This is a genomic window from Streptomyces sp. 11-1-2 (assembly GCF_003595545.1).
In the GTDB taxonomy this organism is placed as follows: Bacteria; Actinomycetota; Actinomycetes; order Streptomycetales; family Streptomycetaceae; genus Streptomyces; species Streptomyces hygroscopicus_B.
Genome location: NZ_CP022545.1, coordinates 7,675,129 through 7,688,343 on the forward strand (window position 1 = coordinate 7,675,129; position 13,215 = coordinate 7,688,343).

Here is a 13,215-nt window from a genome sequence, read left to right on the forward strand (position 1 = left end):
GGGCGTGATCAGTTGCCGCGACGCAGGGCGTCGGTCAGGCGGGCCGCCGCGTCGATGACGGCCTGGGCGTGCATCCGGCCCGGGTGGCGGGTCAGCCGCTCGATCGGTCCGGAGACCGAGACGGCGGCGACCACGCGGTTGGACGGGCCGCGCACGGGCGCGGAGACGGACGCCACGCCGGGCTCCCGCTCGCCGATCGACTGGGCCCAGCCCCGCCGTCGTACGCCCGACAGGGCCGTGGCGGTGAAGCGGGCCCCCTGCAGTCCGCGGTGCAGCCGCTCCGGCTCCTCCCAGGCCATCAGGACCTGGGCGGCCGAGCCGGCCTTCATGGGGAGAGTGGAGCCGACCGGCACGGTGTCCCGCAGTCCGGACAGCCGCTCGGCCGCGGCGACACAGATGCGCATGTCTCCCTGGCGCCGGTAGAGCTGCGCGCTCTCGCCGGTCACATCCCGGAGATGGGTGAGCACGGGACCGGCCGTGGCGAGCAGCCGGTCCTCGCCCGCCGCCGCTGCCAGCTCGGCCAGGCGGGGGCCCAGAATGAAGCGCCCCTGCATGTCACGTGCCACCATCCGGTGGTGCTCGAGTGCTACCGCGAGCCGGTGTGCCGTGGGGCGGGCGAGGCCGGTCGCCCCGACCAGTCCGGCGAGGGTGGCCGGGCCGGACTCCAGGGCGCTCAGGACCAGAGCCGCCTTGTCGAGAACGCCGACGCCGCTAGTGTTGTCCATGAAACGATACTCGCGTCTCACAGTGTGAAACGCAAGTTCAATTTCCGGGGAGACCCGCCACTCTGTAAATGGCGGGCCCGCAGACCAGGGCACGCAGTCGAGACAAGCTGGGCCGGCACTGGCGCCGGCCGGAGGGAATGCGATGGGACGGACACTCGCGGAGAAGGTCTGGGACGACCATGTCGTCCGGCACGCCGAAGGCGAGCCTGACCTGCTCTTCATCGATCTGCACCTGCTGCACGAGGTGACCAGCCCGCAGGCGTTCGACGGCCTGCGCAAGGCCGGCCGCACGGTCCGTCGTACCGATCTCACCCTCGCGACCGAGGACCACAACACCCCCACCCTCGACATCGACAAGCCGATCGCGGACCCCGTCTCCCGCGCCCAGTTGGAGACGCTGCGCAAGAACTGCGCGGAGTTCGGTGTCCGGCTGCACCCGCTCGGCGATGTCGAGCAGGGCGTCGTCCACGTGGTGGGACCGCAGCTGGGACTGACCCAGCCCGGTACGACCGTGGTCTGCGGTGACAGCCACACCTCGACCCACGGCGCCTTCGGCGCGCTCGCGTTCGGCATCGGCACCAGCCAGGTCGAGCATGTGCTGGCGACCCAGACGCTGCCGCTCGCGCCGTTCAGGACCATGGCGATCACCGTCGAGGGCGAGCTGCCCGAGAGCGTCACCGCCAAGGACCTGATCCTGGCGATCATCGCCAAGATCGGCACCGGCGGCGGCCAGGGCTATGTGCTCGAGTACCGCGGCTCCGCCATCGAGAAGCTCTCGATGGAGGCCCGGATGACCGTGTGCAACATGTCCATCGAGGCGGGCGCCCGCGCGGGCATGATCGCCCCGGACGAGACGACCTTCGCCTATCTGGAGGGCCGCCCGCACGCCCCCCAGGGTGACGACTGGGACGCGGCCGTCGCGTACTGGCGCACCCTGCGCAGCGACGACGACGCGGTCTTCGACCGTGAGGTCGTCATCGACGCCTCCGAACTCGCCCCGTTCGTCACCTGGGGCACCAACCCCGGCCAGGGCGCTCCGCTGTCGGAGTCGGTCCCGGACCCGGCCTCCTTCGAGGACGCCAGCGAGCAGTTCGCCGCCGAGAAGGCCCTGGAGTACATGGGCCTGACGGCAGGTCAGCCGCTGCGCGACATCGCGGTGGACACGGTCTTCGTCGGTTCCTGCACCAACGGCCGCATCGAGGACCTGCGCTCCGCCGCCTCGGTGCTGTCCGGCCGCTCGGTGGCCGACGGCGTACGGATGTTGGTGGTCCCCGGCTCGGTGCGGGTCGCCCTGCAGGCCGTCGAGGAGGGGCTGGACAAGGTGTTCACCGCCGCCGGCGCCGAGTGGCGGCACGCGGGCTGTTCGATGTGCCTGGGCATGAACCCCGACCAGCTCGCGCCCGGTGAGCGGTCGGCGTCCACGTCCAACCGCAACTTCGAGGGCCGGCAGGGCAAGGGCGGCCGGACCCATCTGGTCTCGCCGCAGGTCGCCGCCGCCACCGCGGTGCTGGGCCATCTGGCCTCGCCCGCCGATCTGTCCGACGCGGCCGTATCGACTCCCGTGGGGGCCTGAGCAGTCATGGAAGCATTCACCACACACACCGGCCGGGCCGTTCCGCTGCGCCGCAGCAACGTGGACACGGACCAGATCATCCCGGCGCACTGGCTCAAGAAGGTCACCCGCGACGGCTTCGAGGACGGACTCTTCGAGGCATGGCGCAAGGACCCGGAGTTCGTGCTCAACGCGGCCGAGTACAAGGGCGGGACGGTGCTGGTGGCCGGTCCCGACTTCGGCACCGGCTCCTCGCGCGAGCACGCGGTATGGGCGCTGCAGAACTACGGCTTCAAGGCCGTCATCTCGTCCCGCTTCGCCGACATCTTCCGCGGCAACTCGCTCAAGAACGGGCTGCTGACCGTCGTCCTGCCGCAGGAGACCGTGGACCGGCTGTGGAAGCTGGTCGAGGCGGACCCCGCCGCGGAGGTCGCCGTGGACCTCGTCGACCGCCAGGTTCGAGCCGAGGGCATCACGGCTGATTTTGAGCTTGACGAGAATGCCCGGTGGCGACTCCTGGAGGGGCTGGACGACATCAGTCTCACCCTCAGGGAGGACGAATCCATCGCCGCGTACGAGGCGCGTCGTCCCTCCTTCAAGCCCAGCACGGTGGTGGTCTGACCCCCGGTTCTCCCTGTACAGAGCGGGTTTGGCAAGATGCGCCGCCGGTCCTCGGACCGGCGGCGCATCGGCATGTTGAGGCCCCGTGAAGCGACAACTCGCCTCAGATGGCACAATCAGTGCATGGAACGCGACGGCCAACTCGAGCTCTACGGCATCGTCGCCGACCGGCTCAAGGAAGCGCACGCAAGGGTGCGCGCACTGCAAGTCCCGGAGGGCGTACGGATGACGCTGTCCCGGAAGCTGCTGGTCATCACCTCAGCGGCGAAACACGATCTCGCAGATGCGGCAAAGCGTCTGGAGCGGTTGATGAACGACCTCGACGAGGGCCGTTTCCCCCAAGATCCCGACACCGACGGAAGTCCGTGACGATCGAGTGCGTTGCGGCACAAGGGTGATTAGCCCGTTTCGTGTTTGATTTGCGGTATATATCTGCCTAACGTGCGAAAAGGCTTGAACACATTGATTCCGGCAATGTCTCCGAAGGGGAAGACGTGAACAAGGCGCAGCTCGTAGAAGCGATTGCCGACAAGGTCGGCGGCCGTCAGTCGGCCGCCGAGGCCGTCGACGCAGTTCTGGACGCCATCGTCCGGGCAGTCGTCGCCGGGGAGCGAGTTTCAGTCACTGGATTTGGTTCGTTCGAGAAGGTGGAACGGCCCGCCCGGTACGCTCGTAACCCGCAGACCGGGGAGCGCGTGAGGGTCAAGAAGACCTCGGTGCCCCGCTTCCGTGCCGGTCAGGGGTTCAAGGACCTGGTGAGCGGCTCCAAGAAGCTCCCGCGCGGCGGTGAGGTCGCGGTGAAGAAGGCTCCCAAGGGCAGCCTCCAGGTCGCCGCGAAGAAGGCAGCGGTCAAGAAGGCGACCGCCAAGAAGGCTCCTGCGAAGAAGGCCGCGGCCAAGAAGGCCCCGGCCAAGGCCGCCGCCAAGAAGGCGACCGCCAAGAAGGCGACGGCCAAGAAGGCGCCCGCCAAGGCCGCCGCGAAAAAGGCCCCGGCGCGCAAGACGAGCGCCCGTAAGACCACCACGAAGAAGACCACCGCCAGGAAGCGCTAGCCGGCGGCGCACAAGCGCCGCACTGTTCACGCGCCGGGCCGGGCTCCCCGAGGGAGCCCGGCCCGCGGTGCTGTCTGAGGTGCTGTCCGCGGCGTTCAGAACGTCTGCAGCGTGACGAAGACGACCCGGCGCTGTTCGCCCTCGCCCTCCACCTCGATCCGCACCCGCTGGCCCGGGCGCAGCATCCGCAGCCCCCCGGCGTCGAAGGCCGCGGTGTCGAACGGCAGCGGGGTGCCGTCGTCGAGCAGCACGCTGCCGGCGCGGGTCTCGGGGTCGTACGTATAGGCGGTTCCCTGCATGTCCGCCAGCCTAGCCCTGGTGTGGGCGCCCACACCCAGGGCCACCGCCGCGCGCAGATCCCCGGCCGTGTCCACGTCGTGCCGCACCGAGTCCACCCCCGCCAGCTCGATCTCCCGCGCCCCCGACGCCCGGTGCCGGGCCCGTGAGGGTCCCCCGAAGGCGGGCGCCAGATCGACGCCGGGCGCCGCCGAGAGGAGCGTGGTGCCCACCCCCGCGGCGTCCGCCAGAAAGGCGCGTGCGAAGCCGGACGCGGCCTCGAGCACCAGGTCGAGCTCCACGGTCCGCAGCGCCGGGAGATCGGCGTTCATCGCCGCCACGGCGGCCCCCGGGCGCTCCCCGCGGACGGCGAGGGCGCCGTGCGCCAGGGCCGCGTTCAGCCCGCGCCCCGGGGAGTCGGGCAGGATCCGGGCGCCGAGGGCGGACAGCTCACGTCCGGCGAGCGGGTCGTCGGTGACGACGGTCACCCCGCGCACCCAGCGGCTCGCCAGCGCCGCGTCCACCGTGTCCTGAGCGAACGCGAGCGCGAGCGAGGCCCGGAGGCCGTCGCCCGCGGCGTCGGAGAGCCTGGTCTTCGCCCGTGACAAGGGCTTCAGCGGCACCACGAGGGTCCAGGTCACAGGGGCTCCGTTTCTTCCCACGGGCCTCATTCTGACCTGCTGCCCGGCTCGCCGAAGACGTGCGGGGTTACGGTGTTCTCGACAGACAGGGTGCCTGGAGCGACACTTGTGCGGCTGCAGGGGACGACAGCAAGCCAGCAGGTCAGCAGGGTCCAAGAGAGGATGTTCCGAGTGTCCGGCCGCAGAATCGGCTTCTGGTACCGCACGGCGGCGGTCTTGTGCAAACCGCCGCTGGTGGTTCTGTTCAAGCGGGACTGGCACGGAATGGAGCACATTCCGGCCGATGGTGGATTTATCACCGCGATCAATCACAACTCGTATCTCGACCCCCTCTCCTACGCGCACTTCCAGTACAACACCGGGAGGGTGCCGCGCTTCCTCGCCAAGGCAGCCCTCTTCAGGGGCGGCTTCATGGGCACCATGCTCCGCGGCACCGGCCAGATCCCCGTCTACCGCGAGTCCACCGACGCCGCCAACGCCTTCCGGGCCGCCGTGGACGCCATCAACAAGGGCGAGTGTGTGGCCTTCTACCCCGAGGGCACCCTCACCCGCGACCCCGACATGTGGCCCATGCGCGGAAAGACCGGCGCGGCGCGGGTCGCGCTGCTCACCAAGGCCCCCGTCATCCCCGTCGCCCAGTGGGGTGCCAACGAGGCCGTGCCGCCGTACGCCAAGGAGAAGCGGGTCCGTCTCTTCCCGCGCAAGACCCTCAAGGTGCTCGCCGGCCCGCCGGTGGACCTGTCCGGGTTCTACGGCCAGGAGCCCACCGCGGAGGTCCTCCGGGCGGCCACCGACGTCATCATGGACGCCATCACCGACCTCCTCTCCGAGGTGCGCGGAGAGCCCGCGCCCGTTCACCGGCACGACCGGCCCACCAGCACCAGCACCGACGGCCCGCCGCTCCCGCTGGCCGATGAGGAGAGCAAGTGACGCGCTGCGCCGTCTTCGGCACCGGCTCCTGGGGCACCGCCTTCGCGATGGTGCTCGCCGACGCCGGCTGCGAGGTGACGCTGTGGGGCCGCCGGTCCGGTGTGGTCGAGGCCATCAACACCGGCCGCACCAATCCCGACTACTTCCCCGGGGTGCGGCTCCCCGACGGCGTGCGGGCCACCACCGACCCGGCCGAGGCCGCGGCCGGCGCGGAGTTCACCGTCTTCTCCGTGCCCTCCCAGACGCTGCGCGGCAACCTCTCGGAATGGGCCCCGCTGCTGGCCGGTGACACCGTGCTGGTCTCCCTGATGAAGGGTGTCGAACTCGGCACGGCCAAGCGGATGAGCGAGGTCGTCCAGGAGGTCGCCAAGGCGCCCGCCGAGCGCGTCGCGGTGCTCACCGGGCCCAACCTCGCCAAGGAGATCGCCGCCCGGCAGCCCGCCGCCTCGGTGGTGGCCTGCCCCGACGAGAGCGTGGCCCGCCGCCTCCAGACCGCCTGCCACACCGCGTACTTCCGCCCGTACACCAACACCGACGTGGTCGGCTGCGAGCTGGGCGGCGCGGTGAAGAACGTCATCGCGCTGGCCGTGGGCATCGCCGACGGCATGGGGCTCGGCGACAACACCAAGGCGTCGCTCATCACCCGCGGCCTCGCCGAAACGACCCGGCTGGGCCTGGCGATGGGCGCCGACGCGCACACCTTCGCGGGCCTGGCGGGCATGGGCGACCTCGTCGCCACCTGCTCCTCCCCGCTCTCCCGCAACCACACCTTCGGCACCAACCTGGGGCGCGGGATGACGCTGGAGGAGACCATCGCGGTCACCAAGCAGACCGCGGAGGGCGTCAAGTCGTGCGAGTCCGTGCTGGATCTCGCCCGGCGCTTCGATGTCGACATGCCCATCACCGAGACCGTCGTCGAGATCGTGCACGACGGCAAACAGCCGCTTGTCGCACTCAAAGAGCTGATGTCCCGCAGCGCCAAGGCCGAGCGGCACTGACGCCGCGCGGACCGCAAGGTAACCTCAACGCGATATGAGCAGCCAGACCCCTTCCCCAGGCCCTGTCCCGGCTTCTTCCGGAGGCGAGCGGCACAAGCCGCGCGTCGCCGTCGTCTTCGGCGGCCGCAGCTCCGAGCACGCCATCTCGGTGGTCACCGCGGGCGCCGTGCTGCGCGCCATCGACCGCGAGAAGTACGACGTGCTGCCGATCGGCATCACCGCGGACGGCCGTTGGGCGCTGACCGCCGACGAGCCCGAGCGGATGGCCATCGCCAACCGCGAGCTGCCCAGCGTCGAACGGCTCGCCGAGTCCGGCGAGGGTTCGGTCGTCCTCCCGGTCGACCCGGGGAACCGCGAGGTCGTCTACAGCGAGCCGGGGTCGGTGCCCAAGGCGCTGGGCGACGTCGATGTCGTCTTCCCCATGCTGCACGGCCCGTACGGCGAGGACGGCACCCTCCAGGGGCTGCTGGAGCTGTCCGGGGTGCCGTATGTGGGCGCCGGGGTGCTCGCCTCCGCCGTGGGCATGGACAAGGAGTACATGAAGCGGGTGTTCGTCTCCTTCGGGCTGCCCGTCGGCCCGTACGAGGTGATCCGCCCCCGGGAGTGGCAGCAGGAACCTTCCGCCGCCCGCCGCCGGATCGTGGAGTTCGCCGCGGAGCACGGCTGGCCGCTCTTCGTGAAGCCCGCGCGGGCCGGCTCGTCCATCGGCATCACCAAGGTCGAGGACCCGGCGGACCTGGACGAGGCCATCGAGGAGGCCCGGCGCCACGACCCGAAGGTCATCGTGGAGGCGCTGCTGCGCGGCCGCGAGATCGAATGCGGGGTGCTGGAGTACGAGGACGGGCCGCGCGCGAGCCTGCCCGCCGAGATCCCGCCGGTCTCCTCCCACGCCTTCTACGACTTCGAGGCGAAGTACATCGACTCGGCGGCCGGCATCGTGCCCGCGCCGCTCACCGAGGAGCAGACCCGGCGGGTCCAGGAGCTCGCGGTGGCCGCCTTCGACGCGGCGTCCTGCGAGGGGCTGGTCCGGGCCGACTTCTTCCTGCTGGACAGCGGCGAGTTCGTGATCAACGAGATCAACACCATGCCCGGCTTCACCCCGATCTCGATGTACCCGCGCATGTGGCAGGAGAGCGGCGTGAGCTACCCCGAGCTGGTGGACCGGCTGCTGCAGGCCGCCCTGCGCCGCTCGACGGGGCTGCGCTAGGGCCTGGGCCCCTAGGCCACGCCCTTGGGCACCGTCTTCTTGACGGCCTTGGCGAAGTCGAGCAGGGCGTTGATCTCGGGGGCGTACTTCCTGGGCACGGTCACCTCGACATACGCCCGGCGAAGTACGGTGGTGAAGCGGTAGCCGTCCTTTTGCTTCTCCGGCAGCCACGCGACGCCGTTCACCTCGGCCGACTCGGTCGTGGAGCTCATGGCCGTCGGCCGGGGGACCCCGCAGCGCAGCTGCACGGCGGGGTCCCCCCACACGGCTGTGTAGTCCGAGGCGGGCTCGGCGGTGCCCCGCTTCAGCCCGTCCACGGTGCTGGGCAGTTCCTTGTGGAGCGCCCGGCACACCGCCGCCGCCTGCGCGGACGGCGAGGGAACCGCGAGCGCCACGCTGTCGTCGGAATCCCCGATGAAGGAGCAACCGGTGATCGGCACCAGGGCCAGCGCGAGCGGAACGAGCCTTCGGGTGAGACTACGGTGTGCGCAATTCATCGGCCGAGCATACGGGGGAGCTAGAGATGGACGACCGGGCAGGTCAGAGTACGAGTGATGCCTTCGACTTGCTGGACTTTCGCGACCACCATGCGGCCGAGTTCATCGACCGTGTCGGCCTGGGCGCGGACGATCACGTCGTAAGGGCCCGTGACGTCCTCCGCCTGTATCACCCCGGGGAGCTTGGCGATGATGTCGGCCACGGTCGAGGCCTTGCCGACCTCAGTTTGGATCAGGATGTACGCCTGTACCACGGAACCTCCAGGGCGGCTACGAGGATCATGTGGAGAGAAGGGACGCCACGGTACCGCGTCGCCATGCGGCGCGGGGAGACCCGCGCGGGGAGCGCGGCGTGGTGGGCAAGCGGCCACGAGCACGAAGGGGCGATGGGATGAAGGGCACCGTGGGCGAGTTGGGGGAGTTCGGGCTCATCAGAGAGCTCACCTCCCGGCTCACCACCACCCCGGCGGTGAGGTTGGGGCCCGGTGACGATGCCGCGGTCGTGGCCGCGCCCGACCGGAGGGTCGTGGCCAGTACGGATGTCCTGCTGGAGGGCAGGCACTTCCGCAGGGACTGGTCCACCGCCTATGACGTCGGCCGTAAGGCCGCGGCCCAGAACCTGGCCGACATCGCGGCCATGGGCGCGGTGCCGACCGCGCTGCTGCTCGGCCTGGTGGTCCCCGCCGATCTGCCGGTGACCTGGCCGGCCGAGCTGATGGACGGCATCCGCGACGAATGCCAGGTCGCGGGCGCGGCCGTGGTCGGCGGAGATGTGGTGCGCGGGGACACCATCACCGTGGCCATCACCGCCCTGGGCGATCTGCGCAACCATGAGCCGGTCACCCGATCCGGTGCCCAGCCCGGCGACGTTGTCGCCGTCACCGGGTGGCTGGGCTGGTCGGCGGCCGGACACGCGGTGCTCTCACGCGGCTTCCGCTCGCCGCGGGCCTTCGTCGAGGCGCACCGCCGGCCGGAGCCGCCGTACCACGCCGGTCCGGCCGCCGCCGGGCTCGGCGCGACCGCCATGACCGATGTGAGCGACGGACTGGTGGCCGACCTCGGGCATATCGCGGAGGCCAGCAAGGTCCGTATCGATCTGCGCTCGGGGGACATCGACGTCCCCACGCAGATGTCGGACATCGGTCAGGCGGTGGGCGTCGATCCGCTGCAGTGGGTGCTCAGCGGGGGAGAGGACCACGCGATCGTGGCTACCTTCCCGCCCGACGCCAAGCTGCCGGCCCGCTGGAAGGTGATCGGCGAGGTGCTGAACCCCTCGGCGCTGCCCCAGGTGACGGTGGACGGAGCGCCCTGGGCCCATGGGGGCTGGGACCACTTCGGCGACGGTGAGGGTGCCGAGTGACGGTAAGGGCGACGCCGAGCCGGGGATAGGGGCGTCGAGTCGGCGGTAAGAGCGTCGAGTCCGCTGTAAGGGCGTAAGGGCGTAAGGGCGTCGAGTCGTCGGTAGGGAGCCGCGTCGGCGGTAAGGGCGACGAGGGGGGACATCGGGGGCGCGGGGGCGGCGAGTAGATTCGGCCCCATGGTCCTGCCTCCTCGTATCCCCCGCCCCTCCCATGACGGCTCGGCGCCCGTGCGCGTCCTCACCGTCGCCGGATCGGACTCCGGCGGCGGTGCGGGTATCCAGGCCGATCTGAAGACCATGCTGGCCCTGGGCGCCCACGGCATGAGCGTGATCACCGCGGTGACGGCGCAGAACTCCCTGGGTGTCCAGGGCGCCTGGGAGCTGCCCGCCGAGGCCGTACGGGCCCAGTTCCGCAGTGTGGCCGACGACATCGGCGTCCAGGCGGTCAAGACCGGCATGTTGGCGACCGCCGAACTGGTCGAGACCGTCGCCGCGCTGCTCGCGGAGCTGCCCGCGCCGGTGGTCGTCGATCCGGTCGGGGTCTCCAAGCACGGTGACCCGCTGCTGGCCACCGAGGCGCTCGACGCGGTCCGTACGAAGCTGCTGCCGACCGCGACCGTCGCCACGCCCAACCTGGACGAGGTGACTCAGCTCACCGGCGTCCGGGTGGAGTCGGAGGACGATCAGCGGCGGGCGGCCGGGGCGGTGCTGGGCCACGGCCCGCGGTGGGCGCTGATCAAGGGCGGCCATCTGCCCGGCGGCGAGGCGGTGGATCTGCTCACGGACGGCACCGAGGAGCACTGGCTGCGGGCGCCCCGCCACGACAACCGCCATACCCACGGCACGGGGTGCACCCTCGCCGCGGCGATCGCCACGTATCTGGCGGGCGGATACGAGGTCCCTCAGGCCGTCACGGCGGCCAAGGAGTACGTCACGGGTGCCATCGCGGCGGGCTTCCCGCTGGGCGCGGGCATCGGCCCGGTCGACCACGGGTGGTTGCGGGACTGACGGACGCAGTGCGTGCGTAAGGGCACGCGAAAAGGCCGGTCCACATCCATGGTGGACCGGCCTCGGCGTACCGGATCCCGCTTGCGCGGGGAGGCCGTGCGACTAGACGACTAGCGCGAAACCTTGCCGGCCTTGATGCACGAGGTGCAGACATTGAGCCGCTTCGGGGTACGACCGACCACAGCGCGCACCGTCTGGATGTTGGGGTTCCAACGACGGCGGGTGCGGCGGTGCGAGTGCGAGATGTTGTTGCCGAAGCCCGGCCCCTTGCCGCAGACGTCGCAGTTGGCAGCCACGGGTTACTCCAAAGACGGGTCACCCTCGCTTCTCGCGAGGAGACAGGACACTGAACGGAAGCCCCGGACGTTGCCTGGATCGTGGAAGATCGGCGGCGCCTGGGGGGAATGGCCCGATTCGCATCGGGCAACCGGAGCAGCATACAACGGCCACTCCCGTACAACGAAACTATCATGGCTGGCCCGGCACCCGCCGAGGGCGGCGACTACCCTGCGGTGACGCGATGCCCGCCCCCGCCCCAGCACCCTCCGAGGAGGACGTTACGTGCCGCACACGCTCGACGCCGATGCGGTACGGACCTGGTGCGGGCTCGCGCTGGACGCGCTGGGCCGGGCCCGCGCGGACATCGACGCGATCAATGTCTATCCGGTCGCGGACGGGGACACCGGCACCAATCTGTATCTGACCGTCGAGTCCGCCGCGCGGGCCGTCGACGCCGCCTTCGACGGCCACGCCGCCTCGCCCGCCGCCTCCCGCCCCACCCTCGCCGATGTGGTGCGCGCCATGGCCCATGGCGCCCTGATCGGCGCGCAGGGCAACTCCGGCACGATCCTGGCGCAGCTGCTGCGCGGCATGGCGGACGTCCTGGCCGACGGCCCGGCGCAGGGGGCCCGGGCGCAGACGAGGCGGCCGGGCTGCGGCTGGCGCTGCGGCGCGCGGCCGACCTCGCCTACCTGGCCGTCGCCCACCCCGTCGAAGGCACCGTCCTTACGGTCGCCGTGGCCGCCGCGGAGGGCGCGGAGCGCGCCACGGGCGACGCCGCCACCGTGGCCCGCGCCGCCTACGAGGGCGCCCGGACGGCGCTCCAGGCCACCCCCGGCCAGCTCGACGTCCTCGCCCGCGCCGGGGTGGTCGACGCGGGCGGCTACGGCTTGGTGACGGTCCTGGGCGGGCTCGCCGAGGCCCTGTCGGGCGAGGCTCCCGCGGCGCTCGCGCCCGCCCGCTCCCACGGTGACGGCCTGACGCGTGACGCCCTGGCGCCCGCCGGGACGCACGGTCAGGACCCCGCGGGCTGTCCCGCCGACAGCGCCGCGGATGGCGGGCCCGCCTTCGAGGTGATCTACCTCCTGGAGGCCGGCGACATGGCCGTGGCCGCCCTGAGGGAGCGGCTGGACGCCCTCGGCGACTCCTTGGTGATCGTCGGCGGCGACGGCCTGTGGAATGTGCACGTCCATGTGGACGACGCGGGGGCGGCCGTGGAGGCGGGCATCCAGGCCGGGCGCCCGTACCGCATCCGGATCACCCACTTCGACGGCGCCGCCGCCCGTAAGGCGGGCGCCGACGGCCCGGACCGGCCGGGCCCGGTCGTCGTCCTGCCGGATCAGCACGGCGCCAAGGGCCCCACGGGCGGGCCGCGCACCGAGCGCACGGGCCGTGCCGTGGTCGCCGTCGTCCCCGGGGACGGGCTGGCCGCGCTGTGCGCCGAGGCGGGCGCGACCGCGGTCGCCACCCGCCCCGGGGAACCGCCCGGCAGCGGTGAACTGGTCGACGCGGTCCGCCGGGCCGGCGCCCGGGAGGTCGTGCTGCTGCCGAACGACACCGAGCTGCGCCATACGGCCGCCGCGGCCGCTGCCCAGGCCCGCGCCGAGGGCGTACGGGTCGCGGTGATCCCCACCCGCTCCGCCGTCCAGGGCATCGCCGCGCTCGCCGTCCACGAGCCCGGCCGCAGCTTCGACGAGGACGTGGTCGCCATGACCTCGGCCGCGGGCGCCACCCGCTACGCCGAACTGGCCGTCGCCGAGCGCCAGTCCTGGACCATGGCCGGGGTGTGCCAGGCCGGGGACGTCCTGGGCATGATCGACGGCGATGTGGCGGTGATCGGCTCGGAGCTGGCCGCGACCGCCGAGACGGTGCTGGACCGGATGCTGGCCTCGGGCGGCGAGATGGTCACGCTGGTACTCGGCGGGGGCCTCCCGGACGAGGTCGCCGAACGGCTGGAGCGGCATGTGCGCGAGGGGCACTTCGCCGTCGACACGGTCGTCTACCACGGCGGTCAGCCCACCGCGCCGCTGATCATAGGCATCGAATGAGACCGGCGGCCGGCCGCTGAA

At 71.6% G+C, this 13,215-nt stretch carries 13 protein-coding genes and 2 pseudogenes; 10 read left to right on the top strand and 5 right to left on the bottom strand.

What is annotated here, in order from left to right; genetic code table 11:
• Positions 1 to 8 precede the first annotated feature (8 nt).
• The gene (ndgR, locus tag CGL27_RS33085; protein ID WP_030834082.1) at positions 9 to 725 is read right to left on the bottom strand and encodes an IclR family transcriptional regulator NdgR; all 717 of its coding nucleotides are present in this window, start codon (positions 723 to 725) and stop codon (positions 9 to 11) included.
• Between the two features lie 142 nt (positions 726 to 867).
• On the opposite strand from ndgR, the gene leuC reads away from it, so the two are divergent.
• The 4 genes from leuC (at position 868) to CGL27_RS33105 (ending at position 3,950) form a co-directional block, all read left to right on the top strand.
• A complete protein-coding gene (leuC, locus tag CGL27_RS33090) occupies positions 868 to 2,298 on the top strand; it encodes a 3-isopropylmalate dehydratase large subunit (RefSeq protein ID WP_119991613.1) in 1,431 nt (476 codons plus the stop codon).
• A gap of 6 nt (positions 2,299 to 2,304) precedes the next feature.
• Entirely contained in the window at positions 2,305 to 2,898 is a 594-nt protein-coding gene (leuD, locus tag CGL27_RS33095; protein ID WP_119991614.1) for a 3-isopropylmalate dehydratase small subunit, read from the top strand.
• Positions 2,899 to 3,021: 123 nt separating this feature from the next.
• A complete protein-coding gene (locus CGL27_RS33100; protein WP_078643939.1) occupies positions 3,022 to 3,267 on the top strand; it encodes a hypothetical protein in 246 nt (81 codons plus the stop codon).
• Positions 3,268 to 3,392: 125 nt separating this feature from the next.
• The gene (locus CGL27_RS33105) at positions 3,393 to 3,950 is read left to right on the top strand and encodes an HU family DNA-binding protein (protein WP_119991615.1); all 558 of its coding nucleotides are present in this window, start codon (positions 3,393 to 3,395) and stop codon (positions 3,948 to 3,950) included.
• Positions 3,951 to 4,261: 311 nt separating this feature from the next.
• Here CGL27_RS33105 and cofC read toward each other — a convergent pair.
• Positions 4,262 to 4,867 (bottom strand): annotated as a pseudogene (cofC, locus tag CGL27_RS33110) (2-phospho-L-lactate guanylyltransferase); the annotation flags it as partial.
• 171 nt (positions 4,868 to 5,038) lie between these two features.
• Between cofC and CGL27_RS33115 the strand changes: the two are divergent.
• Genes CGL27_RS33115 through CGL27_RS33125 form a run of 3 tightly spaced genes read left to right on the top strand, consistent with a single transcriptional unit; the run spans position 5,039 to position 8,002 of the window.
• Complete coding sequence (locus tag CGL27_RS33115; RefSeq protein WP_078643943.1) at positions 5,039 to 5,797, top strand: lysophospholipid acyltransferase family protein; 759 nt, start codon at positions 5,039 to 5,041, stop codon at positions 5,795 to 5,797.
• Entirely contained in the window at positions 5,794 to 6,795 is a 1,002-nt protein-coding gene (locus tag CGL27_RS33120) for an NAD(P)H-dependent glycerol-3-phosphate dehydrogenase (protein ID WP_078643945.1), read from the top strand. The genes CGL27_RS33115 and CGL27_RS33120 overlap by 4 nt, the downstream gene beginning before the upstream one ends.
• 34 nt (positions 6,796 to 6,829) lie before the next feature.
• Positions 6,830 to 8,002, top strand: a complete 1,173-nt coding sequence (locus tag CGL27_RS33125) for a D-alanine--D-alanine ligase family protein (RefSeq protein ID WP_078643947.1) — start codon at positions 6,830 to 6,832, stop codon at positions 8,000 to 8,002.
• A gap of 11 nt (positions 8,003 to 8,013) precedes the next feature.
• Here CGL27_RS33125 and CGL27_RS33130 read toward each other — a convergent pair whose 3' ends face one another.
• Both CGL27_RS33130 and CGL27_RS33135 read right to left on the bottom strand, forming a co-directional pair.
• On the bottom strand, positions 8,014 to 8,499 hold the full coding sequence (locus CGL27_RS33130) for a DUF3515 domain-containing protein (protein WP_119991617.1): 486 nt from the start codon (positions 8,497 to 8,499) through the stop codon (positions 8,014 to 8,016).
• 20 nt (positions 8,500 to 8,519) lie between these two features.
• Complete coding sequence (locus CGL27_RS33135; RefSeq protein ID WP_078643950.1) at positions 8,520 to 8,753, bottom strand: Lrp/AsnC ligand binding domain-containing protein; 234 nt, start codon at positions 8,751 to 8,753, stop codon at positions 8,520 to 8,522.
• A gap of 137 nt (positions 8,754 to 8,890) precedes the next feature.
• Between CGL27_RS33135 and CGL27_RS33140 the strand changes: the two genes are divergently transcribed.
• Both CGL27_RS33140 and thiD read left to right on the top strand, forming a co-directional pair.
• Positions 8,891 to 9,859: a thiamine-phosphate kinase gene (locus CGL27_RS33140; protein ID WP_119991618.1), complete on the top strand. Its 969-nt coding sequence runs from the start codon at positions 8,891 to 8,893 to the stop codon at positions 9,857 to 9,859.
• 177 nt (positions 9,860 to 10,036) lie between these two features.
• The gene (thiD, locus tag CGL27_RS33145) at positions 10,037 to 10,867 is read left to right on the top strand and encodes a bifunctional hydroxymethylpyrimidine kinase/phosphomethylpyrimidine kinase (protein ID WP_119991619.1); all 831 of its coding nucleotides are present in this window, start codon (positions 10,037 to 10,039) and stop codon (positions 10,865 to 10,867) included.
• A gap of 110 nt (positions 10,868 to 10,977) precedes the next feature.
• Here the strand turns inward: thiD and rpmB are convergent, their stop codons facing one another.
• A complete protein-coding gene (gene rpmB, locus CGL27_RS33150; protein ID WP_009714771.1) occupies positions 10,978 to 11,163 on the bottom strand; it encodes a 50S ribosomal protein L28 in 186 nt (61 codons plus the stop codon).
• Positions 11,164 to 11,428: 265 nt separating this feature from the next.
• Here rpmB and CGL27_RS33155 point away from each other — a divergent pair.
• Positions 11,429 to 13,194, top strand: a pseudogene (locus CGL27_RS33155) (DAK2 domain-containing protein).
• Positions 13,195 to 13,215 lie beyond the last annotated feature (21 nt).

What these genes read in the sequence shown, in the direction of transcription:
- ndgR (WP_030834082.1), bottom strand. Translation starts at nt 725, where the DNA reads ATGGACAACACTAGCGGCGTCGGCGTTCTCGACAAGGCGGCTCTGGTC.
- CGL27_RS33130 (WP_119991617.1), bottom strand. Translation starts at nt 8,499, where the DNA reads ATGAATTGCGCACACCGTAGTCTCACCCGAAGGCTCGTTCCGCTCGCG.
- CGL27_RS33140 (WP_119991618.1), top strand. Translation starts at nt 8,891, where the DNA reads ATGAAGGGCACCGTGGGCGAGTTGGGGGAGTTCGGGCTCATCAGAGAG.
- leuC (WP_119991613.1), top strand. Translation starts at nt 868, where the DNA reads ATGGGACGGACACTCGCGGAGAAGGTCTGGGACGACCATGTCGTCCGG.
- thiD (WP_119991619.1), top strand. Translation starts at nt 10,037, where the DNA reads ATGGTCCTGCCTCCTCGTATCCCCCGCCCCTCCCATGACGGCTCGGCG.
- CGL27_RS33100 (WP_078643939.1), top strand. Translation starts at nt 3,022, where the DNA reads ATGGAACGCGACGGCCAACTCGAGCTCTACGGCATCGTCGCCGACCGG.
- leuD (WP_119991614.1), top strand. Translation starts at nt 2,305, where the DNA reads ATGGAAGCATTCACCACACACACCGGCCGGGCCGTTCCGCTGCGCCGC.
- CGL27_RS33125 (WP_078643947.1), top strand. Translation starts at nt 6,830, where the DNA reads ATGAGCAGCCAGACCCCTTCCCCAGGCCCTGTCCCGGCTTCTTCCGGA.